Here is a 15,969-nt window from a genome sequence, read left to right as displayed (position 1 = left end):
CTCGAAAGCTGAACCTTGGTATAAAAGTAAACTTTCATACCTGCCACCGAAATGGCGTTTGGTTGATGCTTTTCTTGCGCAAGTGCCCACACAGATTACTTGGCTTGATATATTGTTAAAGAACGTTTGCTCGGCTCAGTGGAGCTCGTAGCAGGGAAGCGAATTTTACGCGACCCGGTGAAGAAGTCAAGAGCTTGATTTCAATTTTTACTAAATCAATTTTGCTCGATTCCTACCCGCTGACACCTCGGTGACAACGGAGGCGAATTATATAGATCAGATTTGATCACGCAACCCCTCAAATCACTTTTTTTTAGTAAAAAATGATTGTTCGTTCGAACTTTCACCAAATCTGGTTCATTTCCCGAGCAAGGCGCCATTTTCGCTACATTTAATCAACAAAAGAGCCCGCTACTTTTCAATAGCGGGCTCGAAGAAAAAGCTACATTTCGCCAAGTTTTGTTGCGTTTTTACGGCTTTATCTTGATTTTATCTCTTTTCTTAGTCTTTTTCAGATTCAAGTAGCTGCAAAAGCTTAGTCTTTACCTTTGCGGTCCACTGAAGCATCTTTCGGTTCTTCAGATTTTTTCTCGCTATCAGAAAGATCAACTTCTTCTTTCTGGTCTCCTAAAATGTGTTCGAGCTTTAACTTGTTTACATTCTTAATTGTTAAAACAGGGCCTGATATTGCATAGGCTGTGAACAGCAAGAATAAAACTAATGCAGGTTCGGTTGCCACGATTACAAAGATTAGAACAACCAAAAGAATAGCGAGGAAGTTTACTTTGCCACGCCAATCCACATCTTTAAATGAATGGTATTTAAAATTGCTTACCATCAATAGGCCGCAAGCGATTGTGAAAAAGACAACGATGAAGCTCACATTTTCTGGTTCGAAATCATATTTAGCACCAACCCAAACTAATCCTGCAACTATCGCAGCCGCGCTTGGTATAGCTAAGCCCTGAAAATACTTTTTGTCCGATGTAGAAGTTGAAGTGTTAAAACGAGCCAATCGTAACGCGCCACCGGCAACGAAGATAAACGCCGCAAGCCAGCCTAACTTTCCAACATCGTAGAGCGCCCAATTGTATGCCACTAAAGCAGGGGCAATTCCGAAAGAAACAATATCAGCCATGCTATCGTATTCAGCACCAAACTCACTTTGTGTATTTGTTAATCGTGCAACCCGGCCATCGAGCCCATCAAAAACCATAGCCACAAAAATTGCGATAGCAGCGAGTTCAAAGCTACCATTCATTGATGCAACGATAGCGTAGAAACCGGAGAACAAACCTGCGGTTGTTAATAGATTCGGCAACAGATAAATACCACGGTGCTTATTTTGGTCTGGCATAGTTTTTCCTATAGTTATAGGTTTTAGGCGTTGTATTTATAGCAGAGCATAGCATAACTGCGCACTATAAATAAAAAGCGCCACCCTGAGGTAGCGCTTTTGCTTAATTTGTACTTTATAGCCTATTACTGGGAGAGTTCTAGGCCATGCTCGCCTGCATCTACCTTAATCACTTTTCCTGGAATCAGAGTCCCAGCCAAGATTTTCTGGGCTAGAGGATTTTCAAGCTCACTCTGGATTGCCCGTTTTAGCGGCCGCGCTCCAAATATTGGATCAAACCCTGCTTCCGCTAACTGATTAATGGCTGCATCACTCACTTCAAGTTTATAATCTCTGCTTTCAAGGCGATCAAACAAACGCTGCAATTGAATTTTCGCAATTCGATGCAAATGCGAATCAGCAAGTGGATGGAACACCACGGTTTCGTCGATTCGATTCAAAAACTCTGGCTTGAATGCGGTTCTTAACACATCACCCAGCATTGATTTCATTTCTTCGTACGCTACTTCTCCAGCATGCTCTTGAATTAGGTGTGAGCCTAAATTCGATGTCATGATAATTACCGTGTTACGGAAATCTACTGTTCTGCCTTGCCCATCGGTAAGCCGGCCATCATCGAGTACTTGCAGTAAAATATTAAAAACATCTGGGTGCGCTTTTTCTACTTCATCTAAAAGTACAACTGAATACGGACGGCGCCGAACCGCCTCAGTTAAATAACCGCCCTCTTCATAGCCAACATACCCTGGAGGAGCGCCTACTAAACGCGCCACACTATGCTTTTCCATGAATTCCGACATATCTATACGAACCATTGCATCATCGGAATCGAACATGAACCGGGCAAGCGCCTTACACAATTCAGTTTTACCCACCCCAGTTGGGCCTAAGAATAGGAACGAGCCTGTTGGCCGATCTGGATCGCTCAAGCCGGCTCGCGAGCGGCGAATGGAATTCGCCACCGCAACTACAGCCTCATGCTGGCCAACAACACGCTCGTGCAGCTTATCTTCCATTTGCAGGAGCTTCTCGCGCTCACTCTCCAACATTCGAGCAACTGGAATACCCGTCCAGCGTGCCAAAACCTCGGCTATTTCTTCATCGGTTACGCGATTTCGCAGCAGTGTCATTTCCTGAATTTCAGCACTAAGCGCCACCTCGAGCTGCCGCTCAAGATCTGGAATTTTTCCGTACTGTAACTCTGCCATGCGGTTCAAATCACGAGCACGATTCGCAATTTCAAGATCATTTCTGGCTTGATCTAGCTGTTCTTTAATGTGCTGATGCCCTTGCACCGCCATCTTTTCACTATTCCATACCGTTTCTAACTCGGCATATGAACCTTCAAGCTCACTTAGCTCATTACTGAGGTTTTCTAAGCGCTTCTTACTGGCATCATCTTTCTCTTTTGCCAAGGCTTGTTGCTCTATTTTCAATTGCACAATGCGGCGCTCTAACCGATCTAATTCCTCTGGTTTCGAATCCATTTGCATCCGAATACTTGAAGCCGCCTCATCGATCAGATCAATGGCTTTATCCGGGAGTTTACGATCGCTAATGTAACGGTGTGATAGAGTAGCTGCCGCCACAATCGCCGGATCGGTAATTTCAACCGAATGGTGCAACTCATATTTCTCTTTCAAGCCACGCAGAATCGCAATGGTATCTTCAACCGAAGGTTCATCTACCAATACTTTTTGGAAACGGCGTTCTAGAGCAGCATCTTTTTCAATATATTGGCGGTACTCATCTAATGTAGTAGCACCAACACAGTGTAATTCACCCCGCGCAAGGGCCGGTTTTAACATGTTCCCTGCATCCATAGCGCCTTCGGCTTTACCAGCCCCTACCATAGTGTGCAGCTCATCAATGAACAAAATAACCTGGCCTTCTTCCTGCTGCAGTTCATTCAATACCGCCTTCAGGCGTTCTTCAAATTCACCACGATACTTAGCGCCAGCTAGCAAAGCTCCTAAATCAAGAGAAAGTACACGTTTACGCTTTAAGCCATCAGGTACTTCACCGTTTACAATACGCTGGGCAAGCCCTTCTACGATGGCCGTTTTACCAACGCCAGGCTCGCCAATCAAAACTGGGTTGTTCTTAGTGCGCCGCTGTAACACTTGCAACGTACGGCGAATTTCCTCATTGCGGCCAATTACCGGATCAAGTTTGCCCTGCTCGGCTCGCTCAGTTAAATCAATTGTATATTTTTGTAACGCTTGGCGTTGCTCTTCCGCGTTTGCATCGTCAACACTCTGGCCCTTGCGCAGGTCGGCTATTACTTTTTCAACTTGCTTGTTTTCCACGCCTTGGGATTTTAAGAGCGCGCCAAGCTTGCCCTTATCTTCGGTGGCAGCAAGAACAAATAGCTCACTAGAGATAAAGCTATCTTTACGCTTTTGCGAATATTTATCGCATAAGTTTAAAAGGTTCGCGCTATCGCGGGAAATCTGAACATCACCGCCAGTGCCCTGCACTTCGGCAACACTATCGAGGATCTTACTCAATTCGGTTCTAAATGTTGCGATATCAACACCCAACTGCTGCAACAGTGGGCGCACAGATCCGCCATCTTGATTCATAAGTGCAAGCATGATGTGCACAGGCTCGATAAACTGGTGATCACGGCCAAGCGCCATCGATTGCGCCTCAGCAATGGCTGATTGAAATTTGCTTGTAAAACGTTCCATACCCATGATTTACCTCACTGAAAGCATTAAGGGATGCCAATACAGTTAATGTGGGTATGTTTTAGGCTAATTCAAGGTTAAAAATGAAAAATCGTAAATATATATTTACACGCGCCAAATTAATGTAGCCATTCGGCCTGTTTTGCCATCACGGCGATAGGAAAAATAATCTTCTGGCTGGTTAAAAGTACACTCACCACCACCCGACACAGATTTCACGCCATGCCAAGTGAGTTGCTGGCGGGCAATGGCGTAGATGTCAGCAAGATATTTTGCTTCTTGTGGTTTAAACGCTGCTGCTAAATCCGCATGCAGCCCCAGCATTGCAGTGCGAACATCCTCACCTACTTCAAAAGCCGTTGGCCCAATTGCTGGCCCCATCCAAGCATGTATCTTGCTCGCAGGGGAATTAAATTCAGCCAAAACATTACCAAGGATATTGCTTGCCAAACTGCGCCAACCGCAATGAACAGCGGCAATTTCCTTGCCATCCTCAGTAGCTAACAATACGGGTAGGCAATCAGCACTCATGATCACCAGTGGTGTGTTTGCACAATCTGTATACGCCGCATCGCCCTCCGGAATATCTTTGCAGCCATTCTCGGAAACTCGGATAACGCCATTACCATGCACTTGGTTTAGCCAAATTGGCGTTTGCGGTAACTTTAAATGTTTACTTAAGCGTTTCCGATTGGTTTTAACTGCCGCAGGTAAATCCTGCACGTGCGCACCTAGGTTTAAGCTGCTAAACGGGGCTACACTGACACCGCCACTGCGCTGAGTGCTGAACCCCTGTACACAATCGGACACTGGCCAATCCGGCAGCAAACCACGAATCATACTTCTTTATGTTCCTTACTATCCGCTCGCAAGGCTGCCAACAACTGCTGCATATCATCTGGAAGTGGAGCTTCCCACTCCATCATTTCACCAGTACGGGGATGCACCAAAGCTAACCGTATGGCATGAAGTGCTTGCCGGTTAAAGCCTCTGAGCAACGAGATAAATGCCTCGCTTGCTTGCCGGGGCGGCCGTGGCCTACCGCCGTATTGGGGATCGCCAACAAGTGGATAAGTTAAATGTGCCATGTGCACGCGAATTTGATGCGTTCGGCCACTCTCTAAACGCAACCGCAAGCGTGTATGCGCACGAAAACGTTCCGCAACACGATAATGGGTAACGGCTGGCTTGCCTGTGCGCGTTACCGCCATCAATGTGCGCTTAGTTGGGTGCCGGCCGATGGCGGCTTCTACTGACCCTCCGGCCGTCATCACGCCAGTACAAACGGCTTCATATTCCCGCGTAATCTCTCGCGCCTGCAGTGCAGCAACCAACGCCGTATAACTTGGTAAGGTTTTAGCAACCACCATCAAACCTGTGGTTTCCTTATCTAAACGATGCACAATCCCTGCGCGAGGCAGTTGCTCTAAAGTGGCACAGTGGTGGAGTAGTGCATTGAGCAAAGTACCATCTGGTGTGCCAGCCCCAGGGTGAACTACTAATCCGGCTGGTTTATTGATAATTAAAATATCATCATCTTCATACACGACATTGAGCGCAATTGCCTCTGGCGCGGAAAATACCTCAGGTTCAAGCGTGGCCTCCAAAACAACCTCTTGCCCGGCAATCACTTTTTCCCTTGGCTTGGTAACCACTTGGCCGTTAACCTGAACATTCCCCTCTTGTATCCATGTTTTTAATCGCGAACGCGAAAAATCAGGGAACAACTCAGCCAATGCTTGGTCCAACCTTGCACCTAAAAGAGTTTCAGTAATTATTGCTGTTTGTTTCACATAATCTGTCATAGAACCTGCGTTATGCATCCTCGTGCTGTGCATCGTTGCTTTTGATCGTTGCATTAGTGCGTTACAATCTGAAATTGGTACCTAGTGTACTTCAGATGATGATAAACATCCCAGGGAATTCAACGGAAAAATAAAAGAGATCAGGTTAACCATGAGAGTAGTTCTTTCGATTGCCATCTGCGCAGTATTATTTTTAGGTGGATGTTCATCTCGTTCAGATACCGATATTCAACGCTCTGAACTAGAAAACTTGTACGAATTATCACAAGAGTATTTACAAAATGGGCGCTTTGCGGATGCAGGGGCCTTGTTAACGCAAATCAATACCCGTTATCCTTTTGGGCCCTATGCCCAGCAAGTGCAACTCGATTTGATCTATGCCAATTACAAAGTGGGTAGAGAAGAACAAGCACTTACGGTTATCGATCGTTTCCTTTCGTTAAATCCGAATCACGCGGATAACGATTACGTGCGGTACATGCGTGGCCTAGTGCATTTGCAAGCTGAAGGTGCTTTCTTCCAAGATGCGTTTAACATCGAACGAAGCGATAGAAACCCAGTATATGCCGAGCGCGCCTTTGATGATTTCGCGGAATTGGTTCAACGCCACCCAGACAGCAAGTACGCGGCAGATGCGCGGCAACGTATGGTGGGTATTCAAGCCCGTTTAGCGCAGCACGAACTTGCTGCAGCTGAATATTACTTGCGCCGGGAAGCCTACATGGCGGCTGCTAATCGTGGCGTTTACATTTTGGAAAACTTTCCAAATGTTATTGAATCAAAACGAGCACTCGAAATTATGATTGCGAGTTACGATGCACTAGGGTTAGAGCAAGAAGCTGCCGACGCTCGCCAAGTGCTGAGTGCTAATTTCTAATTAAATGATTACCTTAGAGAGGGCGCTATCGTTTAAATAGCGTCCTCATTTTCTTCACCAGTGCGAATTCGAATTACGCGCTCAACGCCTGAAACGAATATCTTCCCATCACCAATCTTGCCAGTTTGTGCCGTTTCAATAATAGCTTCCACGCAGCGATCCACATCATCATCCGCAACAACAATTTCAAGCTTCACCTTTGGCAAAAAATCAACCATATATTCGGCGCCACGATAAAGCTCGGTATGCCCTCGTTGCCGCCCAAACCCTTTTACTTCGGAAACTGTCATGCCGGCAATACCCACTTCCGATAAAGCAGCGCGAACATCGTCTAATTTAAACGGCTTGATAATTGCTTCAATTTTTTTCATAACGATTAACCCTTGTTGCTCGCAAATGAATTCATCAATGTATGCACATAATGATTAGTTATCGGGTAGCGGCGATCTTTATTAAAGTTGCGGCGTGTTACCTTTGGCCCCACCGCACCTTGCCTGCGTTTATATTCATTTCGCTCTATTTTACGAATAATATCTTTTACTAGTGCCTCGGAATATCCCAATGCAACTAAATCAGCAATCGAAAGATCGCGTTCGGCGTAACCATCAATAATTTCATCCAGCACATCGTAGGGCGGCAGTGAATCTTGATCTTTTTGATCTGGCGCCAATTCAGCCGATGGTTCCCGAGTAATTACCCGCTCAGGTATCGCCGGCTGATCTTTCAGGTTGAGTGTATTTCGATATATCGACAACTGATACACCAAGCTTTTCGGCAGATCTTTGATAGGTGCAAAGCCACCACACATATCACCATAAAGCGTACAATAGCCCACGGCTAGTTCGCTTTTATTACCTGTAGTAAGCAATAAACTACCATGCTTATTCGATAACCCCATTAATAGCACACCGCGGCATCGAGCCTGCAGGTTCTCTTCTGTGGTATCGGCTGCAACATCACCGAACAATGGCGTTAAAGTTGCCATAAAGCTATCAACCATGGGCTCTATTGGCACAATATCAAACGCACAACCCAAAGTTGTGGCTTGTGCTTGCGCATCCTCTACACTGATATCAGCAGTGTAGCGATAAGGCATCATCACTGCTCTTACGCGTTCACCACCTAACGCATCAACGGCCAAAGCTAAAGTTAACGCCGAATCAATGCCGCCAGATAAGCCTAGAAGTACGCTCGGAAAACCATTCTTTTCAACATAATCACGCAAACCTAAAACTAACGCTTGATAAATGCTTGCTGAGTTTTCCGGCACTACAGGTAGGGGGTGCGGCACCGGCTGCAAACCTTCAAAACAGGCAGTTACCACAGCTTCTTCACAGTGGGGTAAATGCACCGCTACCTCGCCTTTTGCATCAAGCACTACGGAGTTGCCATCAAACACTACTTCATCTTGGCCACCTACAGTATTCACATACACCAAAGGCAATTGAGTTTCTTTACAGCGTGCCGAGAGCACCTGTAAACGCTGTGAGTATTTGTATTCTTCAAACGGCGAAGCGTTTACCGACACTAAAACTTGAGCACCTGCTTCACGAGTTTGGCGTGCCGCATCCGGGCTCCACAAATCTTCACAAATGAGTAGGCCAATTCTTACACCTTGCAACTCGAAAACAGTAGGTGTTGAACCCCGGGTAAAATAGCGCTGCTCATCGAACACACCGTAATTTGGTAATTTGCGCTTAAAATAAGTAGCTACTTTGTGCTGCTCAGAAAAAACGCTAAGCGCATTCCAATAAGTGTCACCATCAGTTTCTGGATGCCCAACAGCCACCGCTACTTCCGTTGTTGCCGCTCTTATTTCCTCAAGCGCAGCCGATACAACTTGATAAAGATCCGGCCGATAAAGGAGATCTTCAGGCGGATACCCAGTAATGGCGAGCTCAGGGAAAACGATAAGATCGGAATCTTGATGGTCCGCAATAACAGCGAGAATTTTTTCTTTATTCGCTTGAATCGCACCTACGGTAAGGTTGAGTTGCGCCAAGGTAATATTCAAAGGTAAGTGCATGCCCACATCCAATTCAAAGCAACATAAAACAATGTATTTAAATCATTGTTCAGCTAAGTGTTTGCTACTATAGCTCTACAGGCTGCGAATAATATAGCAACGCTCGAAACCTCGCAAACTTCAGGCTGGAGCAAGCAAGAAACGCTTACCGCCGCTACACAAATAAAATCCAGCCGCTTCACCAGCTTCTGAATTCTCGGCAATTTCTGCCCATTGATAATAGACATTACGATGCACACGGGCTCGTAAATTATCACGCACTACAACAGCGGGTAATTCCTTATCTAGCACCAAAGGATGATGCTCAGACAGCAAGTAGCGCTCACCAACATTTGTGGTTACCTGAACAAAGCTCACACTATCTTGGGTAACTTTTTGCCAAGTAGTTATCACAAAGGGTAAATCGTCTACCTTGATACGAACTTTCTCCGCTGGTGTTACCAAGAAGAATTCATCATTCTCTTGCTTCAATACACTCGCAAATAGTTTAACGAGAGCAATACGGCCAATGGGTGAGTTCATATAAAACCATTGCCCATCCGCGGCGATGCGGATATCGATATCCCCGCAGAACGGCGGATCCCACTTTTCTACTGGTGCGCGATGCTGGTGCTCAAGGCTGGCTTGTAATTTAGTTAAATCCATAATGCTCAACACACGAATACAATTGGTTCATGGCTTAATTCTGCCGCAGTAAATACCATAAGGTAGCTTCAGTTCGGTTAGATACTTTAATCGCCTTGAATATGGCAGATAAGTGCACGCGAATTGTGCCTTCAGTGATACCTAAAATATTCGCTATTTCTTTGTTTGATAGGCCTTGAGCCAGCAATTGCATAATTTCTCGCTGCCGTGGCGATAGCTTTCTATCTGCCTCAGTTTGTTTACGGTAGGGTAAATCATCTACGGGTAAATAGGCTTTATTCTGAAGTAAACCATGAATCGCTAATTTCACGCTTTCAGCGCTAGCATCTTTACGTAAATAACTCTGAGCACCTTGCCCAATGCCAGTTTGAATATCAGCAGTGCTGCTACGCCAAGTGAACAACACTATATGAGCATCCGGCGCAATGCCATGAAGTGTATTGATCACAAATCGATGATCCGCATCCGGCAAATCTAATTCCGAGAAAATTAAATCGTAGGTTTCGCCAGAATTAATATAGCTTTTTGCCACTTCAAGATTTGTTGCTTCATAAATCGCAACCGACCCCGGTTGCGAGGTGAGCAGGTGAATCAGCCCTGTTCGCGTTAAAAATTGCGGATCTATAATCAGAATCTTCATAATCGCTTTTGCTCTCTTGAGTAACAACCGCTTCTCTTTACAAGAAGTTTGCGGATAGCGGATCTCGTTTGTGTTTCTAAATTTTAACAAATATCCCAAATAAATGTTAGGTTTAAGCCTATAAATTAAATATCTGTTATGGGCCAACGAAACGAAAGTTATAGTATTAACGCTATATGCCTTTAATACTAAACCTCTAGTGTTGTACTTAAGAAGTTTTTTCTACCCTGTACTGAACAGAAAAAACCGGTATATTGATAATTAACATTTTTTGGGTGACGGAAAAGGTCTGCGATGAAGGCATTTAAACTTCTTTCGAACTTATTATTGGCTCGGCAACTTCAATGCGCGTTAACTTTGCTGATGAGTTCTTTATTGCTTGTGTATAGCGTTGCTTCGGCAAACACGCAAGGTGGTGATTTCAGTAACCACACTGTCTTCCATAACTTCGATGGTTTCACTTTCACCGGTGAGCCCGGTAACAACGCACGCCTATTAAATTTCTCGGTAATGGTGGTGGCAAACGGCAAAATTGTTGCCACCGGAACTTCACAATTGGTTGATAATTACCAAGGCGCAAAAAAAGTAGATTTAATGGGCCGAACTCTTATTCCGGGTTTAATAGATGCTCATGGCCATATTTCTAGTTTAGGAGAGAATTTAACTCAGGTTGATGTTCGCGGTACCACAAGTAGAACGCAAGCGGTAGCAACCGTAGCTAATTACGCTGACGATAACCTCCATCACGAATGGATTGTTGGCCGCGGTTGGAACCAAGAGCTTTGGCCTGACCGGCAATTTCCAACACGGCAAGATTTAGACGAAGTAATTAGTGATCGCCCGGTTTGGTTAGTGCGTGTTGATGCACACGCGGGTTGGGCAAATAGTAAAGCGCTGGAGCTTGCTGGCATTACCGACGACACGGTAGATCCTCCCGGAGGCCAAATCATTCGTGATAACTCCGGTAAAGCAACCGGTGTGTTAATCGATACGGCGATGGCGATGGTGCAAGCAGTGCTTCCGGAAGCAACCGATGAGCAACTTGCCGAGGTAAACGATAAAGCATTCCAACACCTACTTTCATTGGGTATCACACAAGTTCATGACGCCGGCGTAGATGCGCGTAGGCTCAACATTTTTAAACAACTTGCAGAGGCTAACCAATTGCCTTTACGAGTGAACGCTATGATCGCCTCAAGTGAGCCTCGTTTAGCCGAACTCCTGGCTGCAGGCCCCTATCGTAGTGATAACGATATGCTACAAATCAATAGTGTAAAGGTATATGGCGATGGCGCTCTTGGTAGCCGCGGTGCTCGATTAATAGAGCCTTATAGTGATGATGCCGATAATATCGGTTTGCTGATTAACCCTGAGGACCGCGTTCGTGAGCTATTCAGCCTTACTCACAACCATGGCTTTCAAATCAACTACCATGCCATTGGCGATTACACGAATCGTTTAGCGTTAAATGAGTTTGCTCGCTTGGCAGAATCTGAGCATAGTTATCGGCACCGTATTGAACACGCGCAGATTGTTAGTATGGAGGATATTCCGCGTTTTCTTGCCCTCGATATCATTCCTTCGATGCAACCTACCCACGCTACAAGCGATATGAACATGGCCGAAGATCGCGTGGGTTCAGAGCGTATTGCCGGAGCCTATGCTTGGCGTGAATTTCTTGATCAAGGCTCGCTTATTGCTGCAGGCTCAGATTTTCCAGTTGAACTTGCCAATCCATTTTACGGTATTCACGCGGCTGTAACGCGGCAAGACCGTGATAACCAGCCAGTAGAGGGCTGGTATCCGGAACAGCGCATGACACTGCAAGAGGCCTTGCGCAGCTTCACTCTCGACGCCGCCTACGCGGGCCACTATGAACAAGAAACCGGAAGTTTAGAGCCAGGCAAGTGGGCTGATTTTATTGTACTAGATCAGAACCCCCTGCGCATGAAAGTTGAGGATCTTTGGCGCGTTCGCGTTGAATATACTTTCGTTGCTGGCAAAGAAGTTTACAAACGCCCGATTTAGATTCCTTTCGTGTATCAGGGATAATTTATAAAGGATAGTTATGGCCGATGAATTTCTGTTTGCCGATGAAGGCGTTCAATCACAACCGATAGAACCACAGCCACCGTTTCACATTCTTATCGTTGATGACGATGAGGAAATACACGTTATTACAAAAATGGCGTTGGCTGATTTTCATCTCGATAAACGCCCTTTGGCTTTTCACTCCGCGTATTCCGCTAGAGAAGCAAAAGAAATGCTAGCTAAGCGGAATGATTTCGCATTGATGCTGCTTGATGTCGTGATGGAATCTGATCATGCAGGTTTAGATGTAGCGCGGTGGACACGAGAAGAGTTAAAGAATAAGTTAATTCGTATCGTTTTGCGCACCGGGCAGCCTGGGCAAGCTCCGGAAGAAGAAGTTATCGCAAAATATGATATCGATGATTACAAAGAAAAAACTGAGTTAACGTACCGCAAATTAATGACGTTAATGTATTCGAGCTTGCGTGCATTTCGTGATTTACAAGCCATTGAGCACTACAAATCCGGGCTTGAACGCATTATCAAAGCCTCGGCGGAAATATTTTCAGCGCAATCAGTAAACCAACTGAGCCAAGGCATATTAGAGCAGCTTGTAGCCCTACTCACCCGCACCCAAACCGCGGCCTACTGCAAGATAAATCCTGCGGGCTACACCGCCAGTGCTGATACTGATCAGCCACTGCAGATTATTGCAGCCACCGGCGAATACACCCAGCGTGTAGGGGAACTGCTAAAAAACAGTGATGCACAACGCATTGTAAATGATTTGCGCCAGCGCAAAGAATCAGTAGCTTATGAAATAGCAGATGACACCTACTACGGCCTTTATAAAACTTCGAAATCTCAATATTACTTGCTATTTATCAAAGGTATTGGCGAACTAAGTGAAACAGATAAGCATTTACTTAGTTTATTCATGAACAACACCGCCATTGCCTTCGAGCACGCTACATTACTGAATAACTCTATTTGATCAATATCGATAAATTTCACGTTCACATTCAACTACTAAATTAAATGAGTATTAGCTGCTATGAGCATCGATCAAATCCGCCGCGATTATACCCAGCGCACTCTGCAACGAAGCGATTTGTTGGAAGATCCAATCGAGCAATTTCAACTTTGGTTTAATGATACATTAGAAGACCAAGGCGATACCGACCCAACCGCCATGGTATTGACCACATGCGCGGATAATCAGCCAACACAACGAGTAGTTCTACTGAAAGGCGTTAGCGAGCAAGGGTTTGTATTTTATACCAATTACGAGAGCCAAAAGGGCCAACAGCTTGCTCGTAATCCAAATTGCAGTTTACATTTTGCATGGTTGCAGCAAGAGCGGCAGATAACCATAACCGGTAAAGCCGAACGCTTAAGCACAGCAGAGAACACACACTATTTTCAATCTCGGCCGCGTGCCAGCCAGCTCGGTGCCTGGGCATCGCAACAAAGCCAAGTCATTGCCGATCGCAAAAGTTTGGAACAACGGTTAGCAGAAGTTGAAGCACGCTTCGCCGAAGAGCCGGTACTACCATTACCATCATTTTGGGGTGGCTTCCGAGTTGTACCCGAAAGCATAGAGTTTTGGCAGGGCCGCAGCGGCCGTTTGCATGATCGCTTTCGCTATCAACGTCATTCAGAAAATTGGCAGTTACAACGGCTACAGCCCTAACACCGCCGGCGACTCTACGCCAAGCTTTTTAGCGCAATGTTGCAATCGAGGCCAAGTTAATTCATCAAGGAGCACACCCCGCTCGGTTTGCTCCTGAAAATTAGCCAAAGCGCCGCTACCAGGAATTCGTACAGGCTGGCTCGAATCAATGGGCTGCGCATCTAAACAACGGGTTAATAAATCTTCCGCCACACGAACAAACGCAGCCTTCCCAGCGAACGCCTCAGGATCAATAACCTGCACAAAAAATGTATTTTGCTCACCATCAGCAACGGCTTCCGCGCGGCCATAACCACTCAAACCTAATGTCCATAATTCGCTCTGTAAACATAAGCCGTAACCCTTGTACCCTAAATCGGCTCCTCCCAAAGGTAAAATAGCACCACCCTCTTCGATATAAGCCTTTGGGTTATTGGTAATCTCACCGGTTTTAGTAACAATTGCAGGCCAAGGTAGGAGCTCATTGCGATCATAGGCTTGCCGTATTTTGCCAGCAGCAGTTACTGAAAAACTCATATCCAACAAGAGCGGCGCGCCATTGGTTGGTACACCAATGGCATAAGGGTTAGGCGAAAAAACACGGCTACTGCTGCCTGCTGGTGCAACACTTGATTGTGCAGGTGTTGCCGCCATCAAGTTAACTAACAGCCCTCTATCAGTGGCTATTTGCAAGTAAGCTGCCAAGCTCGCTACATGTTCGCAGCGCCGCACTACCACGGTGCCGGTACCGGCATGCAAAGCCATAGTACAAGCTTTTTCTACGGCTTGCGGTGCCACAAACAAGCCAGGCAACCCATTGGCATCCCAAGTTTCAACGGCTGCTCTACTATTCAGCACTTGCACACTACCCTCACCCCGAGCTGCACCGCTTTGTAATTGCTTCACATTGTAGGGTAACCGGCGCATGCCGTGGGTACGAAAACCTAAAAGATCGCCCCATAAAAGAGATTCCGCCATCGTTTTGGCAATCGTTGCTTCCGCTCCCGCTTTTGCAAAGCAGGCCGTTGCAAAGGTTAGCAAGCTTTCTTTTGTTACTCTCACTTGGGTCATAAACCAGCCTTTTTTCTCAAAAAATACAGTGTAACGGTTAAATCATACTTGGTCAGCGCTCTTTCGTCCGTTAAGCTGTAAGATTAACCAGATTACCGAATCTCTGAGGAAAGGAAAAGAAGATGGATAAGATCGCTGTGATCACCAGCGGCGGCGATGCGCCGGGCATGAATGCGTGTATTCGAGCTATTGTAAATACTGCTTGGCAGGATAACGTAGAAGTTGTGGGTTTTCGCCACGGCTTTCGTGGCATCGTTCAAAATTTAGCGCAACCCCTACACCCAGATGATATGCGGTTAGTGAGCCAGCGCGGCGGTACCTTTTTAAAGAGCTCGCGCTTTCCTGAGTTTCGTGAGATAGCCTCCGCTCAGGCCGCTGCAGAAGTACTCGATAGCCACGGTATCAGCGCGCTGATCGTGATCGGTGGCGATGGGTCGTTTCGCGGCGCCGCACACCTGCAGGAACACTGGCAAGGCCAAGTAATTGGTATTCCTGGCACCATTGATAACGATATCGCCGGTACCGATACAACCATCGGCTTCGCCACCGCCGTGGATACCGCCATGGATGCTATCGATAAAGTACGGGAAACCGCAGAAGCCATGGCGCGGGTGTTTTTGATTGAAGTGATGGGCCGGCACGCCGGCTTTATCGGCTTACATGCCGCCATTGCCGGCGCGGCTGAGGCCATGCTGCTTCCTGAGCTTGAGCCGCAACCAAAATTAGCAGAAATGGCGGATAATATTTTGCAAGCGCGAAAAGCCTTTCCAGATAGTAGCTATGTTGTTGTGGTAGCCGAGAATTTGTGGCCGGGTGGCGTACATGAACTCGGTAATAATCTATCGAAAGCCACTGGCGTAACTTGCCATCCTTGCCCGCTAGGCCATATTCAACGGGGCGGGCGGCCGAACGCACAAGATCGCATATTAGCAACGCAACTTGGGGCAGCGGCCGTATCTGCTATTCTTGAAGATAAACGCAGCATTATGATCGGCCTCGAACAAGAGCACGTAGTTGAGGTACCGCTCCATTCAATCCTAGCTCGAGATAAACCACTCGACCGACGTTTGGTGCAATTGCAGCAAGGTTTGCAAGGCGTAAATTTAGCTTCAAAAACAACTGCGAAAACCGCATAATGGCGGCCCTTTTTAA

Annotated in this window: 14 protein-coding genes; 5 read left to right on the top strand and 9 right to left on the bottom strand. The window is 46.3% G+C overall.

Features of this window, described 5'->3' with window-relative positions; genetic code table 11:
• Positions 1–535 precede the first annotated feature (535 nt).
• From pssA to rluD, 4 genes are all read right to left on the bottom strand, one after another.
• On the bottom strand, positions 536–1,357 hold the full coding sequence (gene pssA, locus CWE08_RS11545) for a CDP-diacylglycerol--serine O-phosphatidyltransferase (protein WP_126768400.1): 822 nt from the start codon (positions 1,355–1,357) through the stop codon (positions 536–538).
• 125 nt (positions 1,358–1,482) lie between these two features.
• Positions 1,483–4,056 (bottom strand): ATP-dependent chaperone ClpB, encoded by a 2,574-nt coding sequence (gene clpB / locus CWE08_RS11540; RefSeq protein ID WP_126768398.1) that lies wholly within the window; start codon positions 4,054–4,056, stop codon positions 1,483–1,485.
• Positions 4,057–4,155: 99 nt separating this feature from the next.
• Positions 4,156–4,890, bottom strand: a complete 735-nt coding sequence (gene pgeF / locus CWE08_RS11535; protein WP_126768397.1) for a peptidoglycan editing factor PgeF — start codon at positions 4,888–4,890, stop codon at positions 4,156–4,158.
• Positions 4,887–5,855, bottom strand: coding sequence for a 23S rRNA pseudouridine(1911/1915/1917) synthase RluD (gene rluD, locus CWE08_RS11530; RefSeq protein ID WP_126768395.1), 969 nt, complete (start codon positions 5,853–5,855; stop codon positions 4,887–4,889). Before rluD ends, pgeF begins: the two co-directional genes overlap by 4 nt.
• Before the next feature lie 151 nt (positions 5,856–6,006).
• Between rluD and CWE08_RS11525 the strand changes: the two genes are divergently transcribed.
• Positions 6,007–6,732, top strand: coding sequence for an outer membrane protein assembly factor BamD (locus CWE08_RS11525; RefSeq protein WP_126768393.1), 726 nt, complete (start codon positions 6,007–6,009; stop codon positions 6,730–6,732).
• A 32-nt stretch (positions 6,733–6,764) separates the two neighbouring features.
• Here CWE08_RS11525 and glnB read toward each other — a convergent pair whose 3' ends face one another.
• From glnB to CWE08_RS11505, 4 genes are all read right to left on the bottom strand, one after another.
• A complete protein-coding gene (gene glnB / locus CWE08_RS11520; RefSeq protein WP_126768392.1) occupies positions 6,765–7,103 on the bottom strand; it encodes a nitrogen regulatory protein P-II in 339 nt (112 codons plus the stop codon).
• Positions 7,104–7,108: 5 nt separating this feature from the next.
• Positions 7,109–8,758, bottom strand: a complete 1,650-nt coding sequence (locus tag CWE08_RS11515; RefSeq protein WP_126768390.1) for an NAD+ synthase — start codon at positions 8,756–8,758, stop codon at positions 7,109–7,111.
• A gap of 120 nt (positions 8,759–8,878) precedes the next feature.
• A complete protein-coding gene (locus tag CWE08_RS11510; protein WP_126768389.1) occupies positions 8,879–9,403 on the bottom strand; it encodes a DUF1285 domain-containing protein in 525 nt (174 codons plus the stop codon).
• A gap of 34 nt (positions 9,404–9,437) precedes the next feature.
• Positions 9,438–10,043, bottom strand: a complete 606-nt coding sequence (locus CWE08_RS11505; RefSeq protein ID WP_126768388.1) for a LuxR C-terminal-related transcriptional regulator — start codon at positions 10,041–10,043, stop codon at positions 9,438–9,440.
• A gap of 294 nt (positions 10,044–10,337) precedes the next feature.
• Here CWE08_RS11505 and CWE08_RS11500 point away from each other — a divergent pair, with 294 nt between their 5' ends.
• From CWE08_RS11500 to pdxH, 3 genes are read left to right on the top strand one after another with little or no spacing between them, the layout of a single operon-like run.
• Positions 10,338–12,071, top strand: a complete 1,734-nt coding sequence (locus CWE08_RS11500; RefSeq protein WP_126768387.1) for an amidohydrolase — start codon at positions 10,338–10,340, stop codon at positions 12,069–12,071.
• Between the two features lie 40 nt (positions 12,072–12,111).
• Complete coding sequence (locus CWE08_RS11495; RefSeq protein WP_126768385.1) at positions 12,112–13,068, top strand: DUF3369 domain-containing protein; 957 nt, start codon at positions 12,112–12,114, stop codon at positions 13,066–13,068.
• 60 nt (positions 13,069–13,128) lie between these two features.
• Positions 13,129–13,767, top strand: a complete 639-nt coding sequence (pdxH, locus tag CWE08_RS11490; protein ID WP_126768383.1) for a pyridoxamine 5'-phosphate oxidase — start codon at positions 13,129–13,131, stop codon at positions 13,765–13,767.
• Here pdxH and CWE08_RS11485 read toward each other — a convergent pair.
• Positions 13,756–14,817 (bottom strand): Ldh family oxidoreductase, encoded by a 1,062-nt coding sequence (locus CWE08_RS11485; protein ID WP_126768382.1) that lies wholly within the window; start codon positions 14,815–14,817, stop codon positions 13,756–13,758. The two genes, pdxH and CWE08_RS11485, sit on opposite strands and share 12 nt — an antisense overlap.
• A gap of 122 nt (positions 14,818–14,939) precedes the next feature.
• Between CWE08_RS11485 and CWE08_RS11480 the strand changes: the two genes are divergently transcribed.
• Entirely contained in the window at positions 14,940–15,953 is a 1,014-nt protein-coding gene (locus CWE08_RS11480; RefSeq protein WP_126768380.1) for an ATP-dependent 6-phosphofructokinase, read from the top strand.
• The last annotated feature ends 16 nt before the right edge of the window (positions 15,954–15,969 follow it).

This window comes from Aliidiomarina iranensis (genome assembly GCF_003987135.1).
In the GTDB taxonomy this organism is placed as follows: Bacteria; Pseudomonadota; Gammaproteobacteria; order Enterobacterales; family Alteromonadaceae; genus Aliidiomarina; species Aliidiomarina iranensis.
This window is presented reverse-complemented; position numbering and strand designations above follow the sequence as displayed.

Coding starts and splice junctions, on each gene's coding strand:
- glnB (WP_126768392.1), bottom strand. CDS start 7,103: ATGAAAAAAATTGAAGCAATTATCAAGCCGTTTAAATTAGACGATGTT.
- CWE08_RS11505 (WP_126768388.1), bottom strand. CDS start 10,043: ATGAAGATTCTGATTATAGATCCGCAATTTTTAACGCGAACAGGGCTG.
- CWE08_RS11500 (WP_126768387.1), top strand. CDS start 10,338: ATGAAGGCATTTAAACTTCTTTCGAACTTATTATTGGCTCGGCAACTT.
- CWE08_RS11495 (WP_126768385.1), top strand. CDS start 12,112: ATGGCCGATGAATTTCTGTTTGCCGATGAAGGCGTTCAATCACAACCG.
- pdxH (WP_126768383.1), top strand. CDS start 13,129: ATGAGCATCGATCAAATCCGCCGCGATTATACCCAGCGCACTCTGCAA.
- pgeF (WP_126768397.1), bottom strand. CDS start 4,890: ATGATTCGTGGTTTGCTGCCGGATTGGCCAGTGTCCGATTGTGTACAG.
- CWE08_RS11480 (WP_126768380.1), top strand. CDS start 14,940: ATGGATAAGATCGCTGTGATCACCAGCGGCGGCGATGCGCCGGGCATG.
- rluD (WP_126768395.1), bottom strand. CDS start 5,855: ATGACAGATTATGTGAAACAAACAGCAATAATTACTGAAACTCTTTTA.
- CWE08_RS11525 (WP_126768393.1), top strand. CDS start 6,007: ATGAGAGTAGTTCTTTCGATTGCCATCTGCGCAGTATTATTTTTAGGT.
- CWE08_RS11515 (WP_126768390.1), bottom strand. CDS start 8,758: ATGCACTTACCTTTGAATATTACCTTGGCGCAACTCAACCTTACCGTA.
- pssA (WP_126768400.1), bottom strand. CDS start 1,357: ATGCCAGACCAAAATAAGCACCGTGGTATTTATCTGTTGCCGAATCTA.
- CWE08_RS11510 (WP_126768389.1), bottom strand. CDS start 9,403: ATGGATTTAACTAAATTACAAGCCAGCCTTGAGCACCAGCATCGCGCA.
- CWE08_RS11485 (WP_126768382.1), bottom strand. CDS start 14,817: ATGACCCAAGTGAGAGTAACAAAAGAAAGCTTGCTAACCTTTGCAACG.
- clpB (WP_126768398.1), bottom strand. CDS start 4,056: ATGGGTATGGAACGTTTTACAAGCAAATTTCAATCAGCCATTGCTGAG.